Origin of the sequence: Corynebacterium sp. 045007 (assembly GCF_040743205.1) — a bacterium.
GTDB classification, from domain to species: domain Bacteria; phylum Actinomycetota; class Actinomycetes; order Mycobacteriales; family Mycobacteriaceae; genus Corynebacterium; species Corynebacterium jeikeium_D.
The window spans coordinates 83,801-98,841 of record NZ_JBFLKW010000008.1 but is presented as its reverse complement, the minus strand read 5'-3'; the positions used below and the strand labels follow the sequence as shown (position 1 = coordinate 98,841).

The window sequence follows — 15,041 nt, the reverse complement described above, 5'->3', positions numbered from 1 at the left end:
TCGACACCGACTACACCCACTCAATCGGCATTCAAAAAGGCCAAATCTAACCCCCGCGACACGCCGAGCCAGACACACATTTTGACCCTTAACCCCAGAAAGACAAAAGCCTCCACTCGATTACGAGTGAAGGCTCTTGTCTCTGTATATCTTTGTACCCCGTACGGGATTTGAACCCGTGTTACCGCCGTGAGAGGGCGGCGTCCTAGGCCGCTAGACGAACGGGGCTTAGAACTTTCATCCGCGCGCTGCGGACTTGTTAAACAATACACTAGACGTGGATAGTAACTGCAAATCGCCCGGTCAAGGCGCTAAATTCCAAGTGCTTCCACATTTTTTGCCAGTGCGTTTTTAAGCTCCGCTTCATCCATTCTTCGCAGCGCCGCAACTTCGGCGACAGTGTCCCGCAAGGCCGCGACGACCTCTGCAGAAACCACCTCCGCCGCGTAGCCGCTTCCAGGCTCGTGCGGAAGGTCAGTTTCCAGCAAAAGCCTATCGACGGGCACCTGCGACACATAGGCCCGTCCGCGTTTGGTCCGCAACATGAGCGGATTGACGGAGATGTAACCACCGGCTCGGATAAGCCTGGTCAGCTCATCGCTGGTGCCACCGAAACGGTGAAAGATGGGCACGAGATTCTGACCGAGCCCTACCCCTTTGTCGGAGTCCAAGCGCGGTTCCAGCAGATCAAGCACTGTATCGGCGCTGCGGACTGTGTGAATGGACAGGATATGCGGCTGGCTCGAGGCTCGGACAGCATCGAGAATGCTTGTGAAGACGTGGATTTGGGTCTCGGCGGGAACGTCGCCAAGCCTGCGGGGCGCGAAGTCCAAGCCAATCTCACCGACGAAACGGGTGCGTGGAAGGGCCTCGCGAAATATCTCAAGCTCGCGCTCGTAGTTGCCGTCGATATACCACGGGTGATAGCCGACTGCGGCCATGGGGAGATTTTCGCGCTCTATCTCGACAAATCCGGAGGGGCGGACTGTCTGCGCGATGATCTCCACGCCTTCCTGCACAATATCGGCTTTGAAGCACTCGCGCGAAGCCGGTGGCAGGAAATCGTAGTGAAAGTGCGTATCGATGAGCCGCATCATTTTTCCGTTGGTGGCTGGTTTTCGTCGGCCGGACCGCCGATGCGCGGGGCCAGCGGGGTTTCCTCGAACCCGAGCAGACGGCGAATGACCTTTCCGGCCAGCATCTGCCCCATGATTGGCGGTATGTAGCTCATGGTACCGAGGGTTTCCGCTTTGGTGCCGCTGCCTTTATCTGTAATTCGCACTGGTTCTTCAGAGGAGTACAGCACCTCAAGACCGCGAATGCGTCGGCGGATACACACCTGACGGACGACCTTCGCCAGCGGACAGACCTTTGTCTTATTGATTTTCGAGAAGGTCAGCCGAGCTGGGTCGAGCTTATTTCCGCCGCCCATAGCGGAAATGAGGTGGACACGATTTTCCGCGCACCACTGCGCGATCTCAATCTTGCCGGTGACATCGTCGATAGCGTCGATGATGTAATCCGGACGCGGGAACTGCTCGAAGGTCTCCGCCAGGTTTTCGCGTGTGAGAAAAATCTGGCGGGCATAGGTCGTACAATCCGGGTTGATATCGGCAACCATCGCCTCCATGACCTCGGCTTTGACCCGACCAATCGTGGAGACAAATGCCAGCGCCTGACGGTTGAGATTGCTCGGCTCCACGACGTCGCCGTCGATCAAGATGAGGTTGCCCACGCCGCCTCGGGCGAGAGCTTCGGCACAACTCGACCCCACGCCTCCGAGTCCAACAACCATGACGGTAGATTCAGCCAACGTTTCTAGCCCCTCCTCCCCTAGGAGAAGCTTCAGTCGTGCGAAACGTTCACTGGTCATAGTCGCCCCTGGTCATAGTCGCCTCGATTCTTAAAAAACAAAAACTCCCCAGCCGACTGACTGGGGAGTAACTTTGTACCCCGTACGGGATTTGAACCCGTGTTACCGCCGTGAGAGGGCGGCGTCCTAGGCCGCTAGACGAACGGGGCTTAGAACTGAATCCAACCCAACTGAGTGAGCGAATTCCGCTGGCCTACCAGGACTCGAACCTAGAATGACGGTACCAGAAACCGTAGTGTTGCCAATTACACCATAGGCCAATAAAGACTGGCGCTTTCACGCTGTCTTTGTACCCCGTACGGGATTTGAACCCGTGTTACCGCCGTGAGAGGGCGGCGTCCTAGGCCGCTAGACGAACGGGGCTTAGAACTTTGCAGTTAGTGAATACATTCAACAATGAACTTCTTCACTGCTGGCCTACCAGGACTCGAACCTAGAATGACGGTACCAGAAACCGTTGTGTTGCCAATTACACCATAGGCCATCGCTGCTGAACGCAACGAGGAATAATATAGCCAATTGGCGTGAACAAGAGCAAATCACCTGGTCAAAGGTTCGTTGTCAAAGGTTCGTTTAAATTCGCGAGTTCTCCACAGCCCACCTCAGCAGACCGCATAACTAATGCATAACCAATGCAGTGCATATAACTAACGCAATCCCAGATCGAAAGCTCATTCGATCGCAGCTCAAAGCCGATCCGCCCTTCAGGAGACACTTCGTGGTGAAGCGGCCAGCAAACAGCCGCCGCACATCAAAAACAGACCTGAAAGGCAATCATCATGACTTCCCTCACAACAACGACAACAGCAGCCGCCCCCGTCACGCTCGAGCTGGAGTTCTCCGACATCACGGAGCAAATGAACGGCACCATCGGTCGTGTCATTGGCACTGTCACTATCCGTCAGTTCGCGAAAATCATCTCGGCTCTCAACCTCGATGCCAACCCACGTGTGTCCCGCACCGGCCGCATCACCGATGCCATCATGGAAACCATCGACACCACGCCGGAGCTCTTCGCCTACAAGTCCAAGGGTGTGCTCCTGGCCTCCACTCAGTTCACCAGTGAAGACAATCTCTACCGCTTCACCTTCAGCAACCGTCGCATCGAAGGCATCCTCGACGGCGGTCACAACTCGCTGGCTATCGCACTGTTCGTCCTGGGCAAGCTCACTCCACCACCTAGCCGCAAAATCAAGACGTGGTCCGAAATGAAGGAGGTCTGGATGGAGCGCTCCGAAGAAATCGAGGAATTGCTTGCCGACGCAAGCCCCACCGAGCTTGATGCCAAGGTTCCGGTAGAGGTACTCGTGCCCGGTGCTCGGGACGAAGACACTGTGCAGGACTTCTCCGATGCTCTGCTCGATATCTGTGCCGCCCGCAACAACAATGCGGAGCTCAAGGCGGAAGCAAAGCTCAATCGCGCAGGCTACTTTGACGATCTGAAGCATGCTCTGCCTCAGGGAATTAGCGACAACGTGCAGTGGCGCACCAACGATACTGGTCGACTAAAGGTGGGCGATGTCATCGCTATGGCGTGGATTCCGCTGTCTTGTATTGACCTGCCGAAGGATGCCGACGGGAAGCAGATTGAAGCACCGACCCCCACCAGCCTCTACTCCGGCAAGGCCAAGCTGCTTGACCGCTTCGAGGATGTCATGAGCTCACCGGAGGTCACTAAGCCCAGCACTGAAAGCATCAATGAGCGCACCGAAGAGGTCGTTCTCTACAACGAGAAGGTCCGCAGCGCATTGAACCTCACGCGTGACTTCATCGATATTTTCGAGCGCATCAACGCAGAGCTACCCGATCTCTACAACAAAAGCGGCGGTAAATTCGGCGGCATCGATGCTGTTGACAAGGCCAATAAGAAGAATCCGCGGACTGGCAAGACTCCACAGAAGTACTCGAAGTTCTACCGCCAGCCCATCGGCTACGCGATTCCAGACGGGTTCATCTACCCGCTCGTGTACGCCTTTGCCGCACTGCTCAAGCGAAACGAGGACGGCACGGTCCACTGGGGAACCGACTGGCACGAGTTCTTCAACAACCACATGGGGTCGCTGGTCAAGGACTACCGCGAAACCTCCATGAATATGCTGAACCGCGACCCGCAGAAGGTGGGCAAGGAAGCGGGCTCTTACACGAACCTGCTTCGCTCAGCCCAGCTCGCGCTCTTTACTGAGCAGCAGTAAAAGGAGTGACCTCGAGCGCCTTGCGCAGTCGGCCCAGGCTGCGGCTGCGACCAAGCAGCTCCATGGACTCGAACAGCGGCGGCGATACCTGAGCGCCAGTCACGGCCACGCGCACCGGGCCAAAAGCCTTGCGTGGCTTCAGCTCCAGGTCCTCGATGAGGGCCTTCTGAAGTGCAGCTTCGAGCTTCTCGGTGACGAAGTCCTCTTCGCTGAGCGGCTCCACAGCTGCAATGGTGGCCTCCAGGACAGCGACGGCGTCTTCCTTGAAGTTACGGCGTGCCGAGCGCTCATCGAAGGTGAACTCGTCCTCTTCCACAACCAGGAACTTCGAGAGGTCCCAGGCGTCGGAAAGCGTCTTCACACGGGTCTGCAGCAGCGTTGCCAGGAAAGCGAACTTATCCGCCGGGTAGTCGGCCGGGAAGTCAAAGTAGCTTTCCAGGTACGTGCGCAGACGCTGCTCGAAGTCCTTCGGATCGAGCATGCGGATGTGGTCCGCGTTGATAGCGTCGGCCTTCTTCTGATCGAAGCGAGCCGGGTTGGACAGCACATCGTGGATATCGAAGGCCTTGACCATCTCGTCCATCGTGAAGATGTCCTGGTCGCCGTCCATAGACCACCCCAGCAGTGCCAGGTAGTTCAGCAGACCCTCGCGGATGAAACCGTTATCGCGGTGGATGAAGAGATTGGACTGCGGGTCACGCTTGGACAGCTTCTTATTACCCTCGCCCATAACGAACGGCAGGTGACCGAACTCCGGGGTGAACTTGGCGACACCGATGCGCTTCAGCGACTCGTAGAGAGCGATCTGGCGCGGGGTCGATGGCAGCAGGTCCTCACCACGCAGGACGTGAGTGATCTCCATCAGGGCGTCATCGACCGGGTTAACCAGGGTGTAGAGCGGTTCACCGTTGGAGCGAGCAATGACGAAGTCCGGAACCAGGCCGGCCTTGAACTCGATACGACCGCGCACGAGGTCGTCGAAGACAATGTCCTCGTCCGGCATGCGCAGGCGAATCACCGGCTTACGGCCCTCTGCGCGGAAGGCTTCCTTCTGCTCCTCGGTGAGGTTGCGGTCATAGTTGTCGTAGCCCAGCTTCGGGTCACGACCGGCAGCCTTGTGGCGCTCCTCAACCTCTTCAGCGGTGGAAAAGGCCTCGTAGGCTTCACCGGCGTCGATGAGGCGCTGCAATACATCGGCGTAGATGTCCTTGCGCTGCGACTGGCGGTACGGGCCGTGCGGACCGCCGACATCGATGCCCTCGTCCCAGTCAATACCGAGCCAATTCAGGGCCTCGATGATTGCCTGATAGGACTCTTCGGAGTCGCGAGCGGCATCGGTATCTTCGATGCGGAAGACCAGCTTGCCACCAGTGTGACGGGCATATGCCCAGTTGAACAGGGCAGTGCGGATGAGGCCAACGTGCGGGGTACCGGTTGGCGACGGGCAAAAGCGTACGCGAACATCTGACATGCTTTCCCACGATACCCGCCCTCCCACCTGCAGGCATGCATAGGGTTTGCATAGGGTTACAGAGTCCACTCCCCAGCCACTTCGCCTGCATATCCTGCGGCGCGCAGCCGCTCAACCCAGCTGCGCAGTGGCGCCTCACCGGTGCCCGGCGCGCCGCGGCCTGGGAAATCGGCAATCTGGACGTGCACCGGCAGGCTCACTCTTCCGGTCTCCACATCAGCGAGCCAAGCATCCACGTCGACGCCATTAGCTGCAAAATGGTAAAAGTCCGCGAGCACACCAGCACCAGTCTGTTGCGCTAGCTCGTCGGCTTGCCAGGGATCTGTAATGGGATAATCGCTCATCCCGGACAGTGGCTCAATCAATGCGCGAACCCCGCTGAGCTCCAGCTGGGCAGTAATCTCAGTCAGTCTTTGCACCTGCAAGTTCGTTAGCTCCCCCGAGCGCCCCAGCAGCACGTTCGAGCATTTCAGTCCAGTGGCCCGCGCAATCTGGCTCACTGCCTCCAGATGCCCCGCGGGCAGCCCATCCGTATCGAGCACTCCTCGCTGCCCCGCTGCCATGTCCCCTCCCCACAGATTCATGGCATAAAGACCGAGGCTGTCGTCAAAGAGGTCACAAAAAGCGGAAACCTCATCGGGTGCGGGCACTGCGAGGTCAAATGGCCACCAGAATTCCACGGCCGCGTAGCCGTCGTCACGCGCGGCGTTGACGGCGTCGTGCGGGGACATGTGTGCGTAGACCGTAGAACAGTTAATAATAGTGCTCATGACCAAAACGGTAGTAGTAACTGGTGGCGGCGCGGGCATTGGTCGCGAAATTGCTCTGGCTTTCGCCGCCGATGGCTGGCACGTGCATATCTGCGGCAGGCGTATCGACGCGCTCGAGGCCGTTGCCGCCGAGGCGGACAACATCACCTACTCCAGGTGTGACATCACCGACCCCGAGCAGGTCCGTACGATGTTTGAGGACGCGCAGATGACTACGGGAACCATCGATGTTGCGGTGCTCAATGCGGGGCTGCCAGGCACGCCCGCAGAGTTCGGAGAGACCGACATTGAGGACTTCCGGGCGGTCATCGATACGAATGTGGTCGGCTCGTACCTATGCGCACGCGAGGCGTTCGCGCGGATGAAGGCGGGGTGCGATGGGAAGGCGGACCAAGCAGGCGGCCGAATCCTGGTCAACTGCTCTATCGCGGCGCAGGTACCTCGAGCCCATACGGCGGCGTACGCGACGTCGAAAAGCGCGCTTGCCGGAATGACCCATGTGCTTGCCCTCGACGGACGCGAGTATGGCATTACAGCAACGCGCATTGATATTGGCAATGCGCAGACTGACCTGTTGGGGACGTTCACAGGCAGCGAGCCAATGTTCGATGCCAAGCAGGCTGCGGATACCTTCCTCTACGCCGCGAATCTGCCGGCGAGCGCAGTCATCGATCAGCTGACGATTACCGCTGCGGGTATGCCCTTTTTGGGTAGGGGTTAGCCTGCCCCTTAAACTGAAGCACAACTGGGTTTAGATTGAGGAGGCGGGTTAGGGCTATGTCCATGGAAAACCACCCCTCTCTGGGCGGCGGAAACGAAGAAGAGAAGCAGGAGAATTCTCACCCGTCGAACGAGCCTGCAGCGACTCCGAAGCGTTCGACGCGCTGGGATACGTCCCGCCCGACCACCGCCCCGGACTTTTTGCTCTCCCGGGCACACGGCTCCATCCGCACGCAAGGTATTGAAGAGCAGCTTTCCGACCCCTGGCTCGCGGCCGAGGGACTGCACTCGGGCATTCACAAGATGGTAGTCGGCGCATTGCCCTTCGACTTGGACAAGCCCGCCGCCCTGACCGTTCCCCGGGAAGTCATCCGCTCCTCGCAGCCGCTGGAGCCACCCGCGCACTACCGTTGGAACGCACCGAAGCCCCACGCCAACATCGTCGCTTACGATCCCCCGCTCGACGAGCACGCTGAGCGCATCGCCGCAGCCATCCGCACAATCGAGTACTCGGCGCTGGAAAAGGTCGTGCTCGCGCGCGCTGTGGAACTCGAAATCGATCCCCCGATTGACCCGCTCCTACTCGCATCGCGGCTTATCGACGGATCCCCCAACCGCGATGGCTTTGTCGTGGATCTCTCCCCCGCCGGTTCCGATTATGAGGGCAAGTTGCTCATCGGTTCGTCCCCGGAGATGCTGGTCCGCCGTACGGGCGACATCGTTGAGGCGTTTCCCTTGGCCGGGTCGCTGCCGAGGTCCCGGAATGAAGAGGTGGACCGGGCGTCGGCCCGTCGTTTAGCGGACTCGCGCAAGAACCTGGACGAGCATGCCTTCGTCGTCGACGACATCGCCGACAACTTGGCGCCACTGTGCAGTTCGCTGGATGTTCCGGACAGCCCCGAGCTGATGAGCACCGCCGAGATGTGGCACTTGGCCACGCATATCCGCGGTCGGTTGAAGGATCCGTCGCTGTCCGCGCTGGATTTGGCGCTGGTGGTGCACCCGACACCAGCCATTTGTGGCACGCCGACGGAATCCGCCTTCGGCGTTATTCAGGCCGTAGAGACCAACCGCGGCTTCTACTCGGGCGCTGTCGGCTGGTGCGATGAGAATGGTGACGGCGAGTTCGTGGTCTCCATTCGCTGTGCCGAGATCGACACTGAGGGGTCCGTGGCACGACTATGGGCCGGAGGCGGCATTGTGTCGCACTCCGACCCAGAAGAAGAAGTCACGGAGACCAGTGCCAAGATGGGCACTGTGCTCCGCGCTTTTGGAGTTAAGGGCGCTTAAGCCCGCTCCACAGGGTTGGCCAGCTTGCCGATACCCGGGATCTCAATCTCGATGCGGTCACCCGGGAACATCGCAGCGGTACCGGCCGGGGAGCCGGTGCAGATGACATCACCCGGCAGCAGCGTAATCGAGGCAGTGATGAACTCGATAATCTCCGGGATGGACATAATCATCTGGTTGGAGTTGGAATCCTGCTTGGTCTCGGTAACACCCTCGTGAGTCAGGTGCGCCTTGATCGGCAGCTCGTTGTAGTCCAGCTCCGTCTGGATCCACGGACCAAGCGGGCAGAAGGTATCGATGCCCTTTGCGCGCGCCCACTGACCATCGGCAAACTGCAGGTCACGGGAAGAAACATCATTGACGATGGTGTATCCGAAGATCACATCGTGAGCGTTTTCCTTCTTGACGTTCTTGCACGGCTTACCAATAACCAGTGCCAGCTCGCCCTCAAACTCGACGTTGGTGGCGAAATCCGGAATGCGAATCGGCGCTTCCGGGCCAATGACGGCCGTCGGCGGCTTAATGAACATCGTCGGCGGCAGCGATTCTGCCGACTTCTTGAACACCTCGGCGACGTGGTCAGCGTAGTTACGACCAATAGCGATGACCTTCGACGGCAGCATTGGGGCGAGCAGACGTACGTCGGCAAGCGGCCAGGAACGGCCAGTCTTATTCAGCTGACCGAAAGGGTGCCCTTCGATTTCGTGCAAAGTAACTTCACTGCCTTCGCCCTCAACGAGCGCGAAGCACATGCCCTCTGGGTGGGCGATTCGAGCAATACGCATAAAAATAGGGTACACGTCACATTGCGATAATTATGCAACGACCCCCACTCTCTATACTCTGCGCTCTAAACTCCGCGGGATTCCTGCGCAAGCCACACCAGCGCACAGGCCAACGCATCGTTGAACGCGTGATGGGCCTTAAAACGGGGAATGCCGTACTTGTCGCACAGTGACCACAACCGCAGCTCATCACGGACCGGCTCACGGTTGGCCCGCAGAATCGCGTCGTACTCACGTGTCATAGTGTCCGCCACCGGCACATCAAAACGCGCATCGAAGTACTTCCGGCACAACGGATCTAGGAAACCAACTTCCATCCGCGCGTAGTGCGCCAGCAGCTTCCGTCCCCGTAGAGCTTCTAACAGCTTGCCGACGGCCACCTCTGCCTCTACCCCGGTTGCGACCATGTCGTCGGTAAGCCCATGCACCGTCGCCGACTCGCCGACGCTCACCTCCTCGCGCTCTGGGCGAATGAGAAGGTGACCCGACTCTTCCAGCACGATGTCGCGGCCTTCGACGGCAACCCAACCGATGGAAAGCAACTGATCTTTGGAGGGATCCAGACCGGTGGTTTCCACATCGACCGCGAGCCAAGCATTGTCGCGGATAGGTGCGTCCAAGAGTTTCTTGCGGGGTTTGAAAAACTTCAACATTGCGCGCTCACGACATCGCTCGGATGGGATACTTCGCCCCGAGACTCTGCTGCAACTTGCGGATAACTCCAAACGCATCGCGCAGGTGCTCGCGTTCCAGGCTGGAGAGACGCTTCGGGTAGATGTGGTTATTCGGCTGCTCGCCAGCGTTGAACTGGGCCTGCTGGTGATGAAGCTGCACCGTGCACAGGAACTCGAACGCATCCGCCAGATCCTGCGCACCCTGGCGGCTCACGCTTCCGGCACCTGCACTAGCCGCCAAGCGTTCACGCGTCGACAGCTGCGGCAGCCCGGCCGCCACAGTAAATAGGCGCGCCATCTGCACCACAGCAGCAGTTCCCCCCTTCTTGATGTCCAGGGTCTCTGCGTGCTCGCCGCCCTTCTCCAGCACCAGGCCACGGAAGAATCCGAGCGGCGGCTCCCGCCAGGCCGAGAGCTTGGCCAAGTGCGCGTGCAGGCGCTGCGACCCCTGGGCCAGTGGCAGGTAGGCCGCACGAAGGCCCTCCACCAGTTGCACATCGCCCGCTACCGCTCGCATGTCGAAGAAGGTCTGTGCATGTAACAGGGCCTCCGCCTCCGGTGCGGTAATCCACCCGTGGAACGTGCGCAGCCACTGCGACTTGGTCATCCTCCACGCAGGATTGCTGGCCATCATGTCCCCTGGACAGAGCGGATAACCGACTCGGTCGAGGTTGGTGCAAATCTCGTCGCTAAGCGCGGCGAAATAGTCAGCATGAGCGTCGGCGTCGTAGTCGTCGGCGAGGACCAGCGCATTGTCCTGATCGGACGCGAGCCCCATCTCCCCGCGCCCATGCGAACCCAGTACCGCAAAGGCGTAGCTGACTGGTGGCGGCCCAAGCTTTTCCTCCGCCAGCGCAACCAGGCGTCGGGTGACAGCATCGGCCACGGCAGTCAGCAGCTTGGCGACCTCCTCCCCCGAATCACCTCGGTCAATAAACCGGCCGACAATCCGCCGCGCGTTCTGAGCAATCTCCGCAATCTCCGAGATATCGCTCTTCCGCGCCAGCGTCGCCGTCGCGTACACGGGATCGGTGTGCAGACTGCGCAGCAGGTCACCAATGACAATCATGCCGACCACCCGCGTCCCGTCGTGCACCGGCAGATGATGGTAACCGCGCTCAGCCATCAGCAGCATGGCCTCAAAAACCAGCAGGTCGGGACTGATGGTTTCCGGGTTCCCGGTCATCACTTCGCTTACAAGCGTCGCCGCGGGCTTCGCCTCTGCCAGCACTCGACGACGGAGGTCACGGTCAGTGATGATGCCGACGAGCGGGCTCTGGTTGGCGCCTGCAGACTCCATTACGAGCAAACTGGAGACATTCCGCTCCGTCATAATCTGCGCCGCCTCTTGTACTGTCGCATCAGCACTGCAGGTCACCAGCGATGTTTCCATCAGGTCCGCAACCCGTGTGCGCAACGACTCCGATGCCGCAGTACTCCGCAGCTTCGATGCCACTGCGCGAATGCGCGCGTTTTCACCGCCGTAATAGCGCCGGACCTCTACGAACTGGTCATTGAGCTGGTCAAAGACCTCCTTGGAGATCACCAGGAATACGCAGTCCTCCACTGCCGTCATCGTGTATAGCGAAGGGTCACTGCTCAGCAGCGTCGAATAGCCGAAATGATCTCCCACATCTCGCCTGTCCAACAGCGTGCCAGCTGGGTCAAAGAGATCCACCATGCCGGAGCGAATAATGAAACAGCTGTTGTTATCCGCACCCGCCCGGATAATCTCCGTTCCACGACGGGCATAGCGCATGGTCAAAAGCGGTGGGATAGTCGCGCGCTCTTCATCGTTGAGGTCCGAAAAGGGGCGAGTATGGCTGAGGAAGTCTGCGATTTCCGCAAGCTCGACGGTCATGGGGTCAATTATCCCCTATTTTTGCTCCCAATAGGACTGATTTGCGGGAATACTCGACCTTATGACCAATTCCACACACAGCGCTTCAACGAATCCCGAATGGCCGCTCGACGCCCACATCCTCGGCAGGATGGACAAGCTCGCGGCACTCGTCGCCACGCTTGACGACGACACCTTCAACGCAACCCTCCCCATCCCAGCCATTAACTCCCTGGCCGTGCTGCTACGACATGTGACCGGATCCGCGAGATACTGGCTCGAACGCGTCTGCCTTGGGCGTGATTATGTCCGTGATCGCGATGGGGAGTTTTCTGCTCATTGCAGCGTTTCGGAAGGGCTGGAGATTTACCACCGTGACCGCGCGGCCATTGAATCCGCGCTGGTGGAGTTGCAAGGCGTGGACCGCGCTGGTGCTCCTGCTGTTATTCCTAACGATAAGGACCGTTGGTGGTGCGGCAGCATCGAAGGCGTGATTGTGCATGTCTTCCACGAGGCGGCTCAGCACCTGGGACATGCGGAGATTACGAGGGATGCGCTAGTGGCAGGACTGGGAGGGGATGATTCCGATAACGGCGCAGGAAGCTCATCCCCATACCCCCTTGACACCATCATCGATGTACTTCGCCAGGTCGGACATGCGTCGGACTTCATCGAGCACACCGCCGACGGTAAGACTCACATCACTACCGTCGATGGCAAAACTGTGATTGTCTAGCCTTCCCCCCCCTATTTTTACTGCGCTACTTCAAAGCAGCAGCAATGCGGTCGCCAACTTCAGTGGTCTTAATCGGGCCACTACCGCGAGTAGCCATGTCAGCTTCCACAGCAGCCTCGATGCGCTGGGCGTCTTCCTCACGACCCAGGTGGCGCAGCATCATGGCACCCGACAGAATGGCTGCCGTCGGGTCCGCGATCCCCTTGCCAGCAATGTCTGGCGCGGAGCCGTGAACGGGCTCGAACATGGACGGGTTGGTATTGGAGGCGTCAATGTTGCCGGATGCCGCCAGGCCGATACCGCCCGACACTGCACCAGCCTCATCAGTAATGATGTCGCCAAAGAGGTTGTCGGTGACGATGACGTCGAAACGCGAAGGATTAGTGACGAGGTAGATCGTCGCAGCGTCGATGTGCGAGTAATCGACATCTACCTCTGGGTATTCCTTAGCGACCTCATCGACCGTGCGCTGCCACATACCGCCGCCGTGCACCAGCACATTGGTCTTATGGACAAGCGTCAGCTTCTTACGACGGGTCATAGCCAGCTCAAAGGCGTAGCGGACCACGCGCTCAGCGCCGAAGCGGGTATTGACGGAGGTCTCGTTGGCAACCTCGTGTGGCGTGCCGACGCGAATCGCACCGCCGTTACCTGTGTAGGCACCTTCGGTTCCCTCGCGGACGACCACGAAATCAATTTCGCCCGGGTTCTTCAGCGGTGACTCGACACCCGGGAAGAGCTTGGAAGGACGCAGATTGACGTGGTGATCCAGCGCGAAGCGCATCTTCAACAGCAGGCCGCGCTCGAGAACGCCCGGAGGTACGTTCGCCGGGTCACCGATAGCACCGAGCAGAATAGCGTCGTGCTCACGCAGGGAGTCAAGGTCAGCGTCGGTAAGCAGTTCGCCATTGCGCAAGTAGCGACGCGAGCCGAGGTCGTACTCGGTAGTGTCGAACTCGCCGATAGCAGCCTTGAGCACCTTCAGCGCCTCTGCCGTAACTTCCGTGCCGATGCCATCACCCGGGATGACGGCGATCTTCAGCTTTCCTACCTCAGTCATTTTTGAGATACCCTTCTCACTATATGGACACAAATGAGTGTAGCAGAACCTAGCGCTCACTCCCCGTCACTGTCTGCGCGATTTTTACCATCTCCATCGTTTTCACAATCCACCCCGCCTACTGCTCTCTCCTTTTCCAAATCCCGCCGCACCTTATCCACTAGGCCGCGGAGACTGTCATGCAATTTGCGACGTTTCTCATTGTGCTCAGCCAGCGCAGCGGTCTTCTTTTCAGTCTGCGAGGCAAAGGTGTAACGACCATGCCCGGTGTGCTCTTTTTCCGACTGCGCAAACGGCCCTTCATCACAAGAGAGGAACGTCCAAGCTTCGATCCCATCATCACCTCGAACAACTCGCCACATACCGGCAGTTTTGAGGTTGTGGTGCCTTCGACAGAGACAATGGAGATTATCTGTATGCGTGGCCCCTTCCTTTTGCCGCTCACCACCGGAAAGGCTGTGATCAAATTCCACAATATGGTCGATATCGCACTTTTCCGCGGGGACATCGCACCCAGGAAAGCTGCACACACCATCACGGGCGCGCACGAATGCACGCTGAGACTCGGAGGGCCGATACCCCTCAACCGCACTATCCCCCAGCACCCGCAATGCCGATACCCGCTTCAGCCAAGACTCGGCCACCAGCGAAGAAAGCCAACCAGCCCCAGCGAGCCACACTGGAGTGTTTTCCGGTTCGCCATCCTCCCCGGGAGAGAGCACTCGGAAGAGTTCCAGATTCACCTCCACCTCACAAGTACCGCGTAACGCATGCATGAAAGCTGCCGCGCGACTCACTTTCATCTTCTTAGCCACTGCGTCGATAATTGCAAGGGCTTCCACTGCATGATGCCGCTCGAGGACAGTAGTCAGTGTCGTAACTCCAGCGTCACCATGTTCATCAACTGCGATAAACTCCTTAGCCGTCATACGATCGCCGAAGTAGTCGAGAGCCGCAGCTTGAACTTCCCGTACCTCCTCCGACTCCACGGGATTATCCGCCGACTCTCCATCCGCCTCGACCTGGTATGCCGCCGCATCAATTGCAGCATCTACGGTCGCCTCCACATTCCGGGCCAGGACCCTATCAGCCTGCAACCCAGCGACATCCACATCACGTGGCCGCACTTCCGGAGCACACTCACCAATCACTCGCTGCACCCGCGTTGCCATCGCACGCACGCCACGGAGCGCCTCCCCGTCTCGCCTAGGCTTAACGACGTCCACGAGACCCGACTCCACTGCGTCAACCTTGTCATCGGCTACAGGCCGGGTATGTTTACCAAGCATTGCCAAATGCCTCATTGACAAATGCCCGCGCTCCTGACACATTTCCGCTAGGTGCGGCATACGTCCAAGCATGTAACCAATTTCCATATATTTGTTCACTTCGGCGCGTGAGATTCCAAGCACCACCGACCAATAAGCCAAATGAGCTTCGACATCGCCATCATCTGGTGGTGCGACCCGCTGAGCGATAACCATCTGCAGACGATTAATCTCGCGCATCACTTCAGCGAGCGAATGAGCCCTCACCTCATGGCTGAACCGAAATTCCCCACACGATTCCAACTCTGACATTGCACTGTCCCCTCCCTAACGAGGTCCCCTAACGAACAGTTCTTTATCAA

Annotated in this window: 13 protein-coding genes and 5 tRNA genes; 4 read left to right on the top strand and 14 right to left on the bottom strand. The window is 58.9% G+C overall.

Annotated features, from left to right (window positions below; translation table 11 throughout):
* Nucleotides 1-155: 155 nt before the first annotated feature.
* From AB1Z34_RS05980 to AB1Z34_RS05950, 7 genes are all read right to left on the bottom strand, one after another.
* Nucleotides 156-228: transfer RNA gene (locus AB1Z34_RS05980), tRNA-Glu, on the bottom strand.
* Between the two features lie 83 nt (nt 229-311).
* Complete coding sequence (locus tag AB1Z34_RS05975) at nt 312-1,097, bottom strand: TatD family hydrolase (RefSeq protein ID WP_256700351.1); 786 nt, start codon at nt 1,095-1,097, stop codon at nt 312-314.
* Nucleotides 1,094-1,873 (bottom strand): ThiF family adenylyltransferase, encoded by a 780-nt coding sequence (locus tag AB1Z34_RS05970; RefSeq protein WP_367158052.1) that lies wholly within the window; start codon nt 1,871-1,873, stop codon nt 1,094-1,096. The genes AB1Z34_RS05975 and AB1Z34_RS05970 overlap by 4 nt, the downstream gene beginning before the upstream one ends.
* Before the next feature lie 76 nt (nt 1,874-1,949).
* Nucleotides 1,950-2,022: transfer RNA gene (locus AB1Z34_RS05965), tRNA-Glu, on the bottom strand.
* 39 nt (nt 2,023-2,061) lie between these two features.
* Nucleotides 2,062-2,133: transfer RNA gene (locus AB1Z34_RS05960), tRNA-Gln, on the bottom strand.
* Between the two features lie 30 nt (nt 2,134-2,163).
* Nucleotides 2,164-2,236 (bottom strand) — tRNA-Glu (locus tag AB1Z34_RS05955).
* Nucleotides 2,237-2,285: 49 nt separating this feature from the next.
* A tRNA-Gln gene (locus tag AB1Z34_RS05950) sits at nt 2,286-2,357 on the bottom strand.
* 295 nt (nt 2,358-2,652) lie between these two features.
* Here AB1Z34_RS05950 and AB1Z34_RS05945 point away from each other — a divergent pair.
* Nucleotides 2,653-4,065 (top strand): hypothetical protein, encoded by a 1,413-nt coding sequence (locus AB1Z34_RS05945; protein ID WP_367158051.1) that lies wholly within the window; start codon nt 2,653-2,655, stop codon nt 4,063-4,065.
* On the opposite strand, the gene gltX is transcribed toward AB1Z34_RS05945, so the two are convergent.
* Together gltX and AB1Z34_RS05935 are read right to left on the bottom strand one after the other, a co-directional pair.
* Nucleotides 4,049-5,536 (bottom strand): glutamate--tRNA ligase, encoded by a 1,488-nt coding sequence (gene gltX, locus AB1Z34_RS05940; protein ID WP_367158050.1) that lies wholly within the window; start codon nt 5,534-5,536, stop codon nt 4,049-4,051. The genes AB1Z34_RS05945 and gltX overlap by 17 nt on opposite strands.
* A 56-nt stretch (nt 5,537-5,592) precedes the next feature.
* A complete protein-coding gene (locus AB1Z34_RS05935; protein ID WP_224433168.1) occupies nt 5,593-6,306 on the bottom strand; it encodes a TIM barrel protein in 714 nt (237 codons plus the stop codon).
* On the opposite strand from AB1Z34_RS05935, the gene AB1Z34_RS05930 reads away from it, so the two are divergent.
* Complete coding sequence (locus AB1Z34_RS05930) at nt 6,305-7,027, top strand: SDR family oxidoreductase (protein WP_070566863.1); 723 nt, start codon at nt 6,305-6,307, stop codon at nt 7,025-7,027. The genes AB1Z34_RS05935 and AB1Z34_RS05930 overlap by 2 nt on opposite strands.
* A gap of 56 nt (nt 7,028-7,083) precedes the next feature.
* On the top strand, nt 7,084-8,316 hold the full coding sequence (locus AB1Z34_RS05925) for an isochorismate synthase MenF (RefSeq protein WP_070566860.1): 1,233 nt from the start codon (nt 7,084-7,086) through the stop codon (nt 8,314-8,316).
* On the opposite strand, the gene AB1Z34_RS05920 is transcribed toward AB1Z34_RS05925, so the two are convergent.
* The 3 genes from AB1Z34_RS05920 to AB1Z34_RS05910 form a co-directional block, all read right to left on the bottom strand.
* Nucleotides 8,313-9,101, bottom strand: a complete 789-nt coding sequence (locus tag AB1Z34_RS05920) for a fumarylacetoacetate hydrolase family protein (RefSeq protein WP_049172137.1) — start codon at nt 9,099-9,101, stop codon at nt 8,313-8,315. The two genes, AB1Z34_RS05925 and AB1Z34_RS05920, sit on opposite strands and share 4 nt — an antisense overlap.
* Nucleotides 9,102-9,166: 65 nt before the next feature.
* Nucleotides 9,167-9,754: a 3'-5' exonuclease gene (locus tag AB1Z34_RS05915; protein ID WP_048735364.1), complete on the bottom strand. Its 588-nt coding sequence runs from the start codon at nt 9,752-9,754 to the stop codon at nt 9,167-9,169.
* 7 nt (nt 9,755-9,761) lie between these two features.
* On the bottom strand, nt 9,762-11,636 hold the full coding sequence (locus AB1Z34_RS05910) for a DUF294 nucleotidyltransferase-like domain-containing protein (protein ID WP_367158049.1): 1,875 nt from the start codon (nt 11,634-11,636) through the stop codon (nt 9,762-9,764).
* A 61-nt stretch (nt 11,637-11,697) separates the two neighbouring features.
* Between AB1Z34_RS05910 and AB1Z34_RS05905 the strand changes: the two genes are divergently transcribed.
* Nucleotides 11,698-12,351: a DUF664 domain-containing protein gene (locus AB1Z34_RS05905; protein ID WP_367158048.1), complete on the top strand. Its 654-nt coding sequence runs from the start codon at nt 11,698-11,700 to the stop codon at nt 12,349-12,351.
* A gap of 25 nt (nt 12,352-12,376) precedes the next feature.
* On the opposite strand, the gene AB1Z34_RS05900 is transcribed toward AB1Z34_RS05905, so the two are convergent.
* Both AB1Z34_RS05900 and AB1Z34_RS05895 read right to left on the bottom strand, forming a co-directional pair.
* The gene (locus AB1Z34_RS05900) at nt 12,377-13,393 is read right to left on the bottom strand and encodes a 3-isopropylmalate dehydrogenase (protein WP_088611968.1); all 1,017 of its coding nucleotides are present in this window, start codon (nt 13,391-13,393) and stop codon (nt 12,377-12,379) included.
* A gap of 74 nt (nt 13,394-13,467) precedes the next feature.
* Nucleotides 13,468-14,991, bottom strand: coding sequence for an HNH endonuclease signature motif containing protein (locus AB1Z34_RS05895; protein ID WP_367158047.1), 1,524 nt, complete (start codon nt 14,989-14,991; stop codon nt 13,468-13,470).
* Between the last annotated feature and the right edge of the window lie 50 nt (nt 14,992-15,041).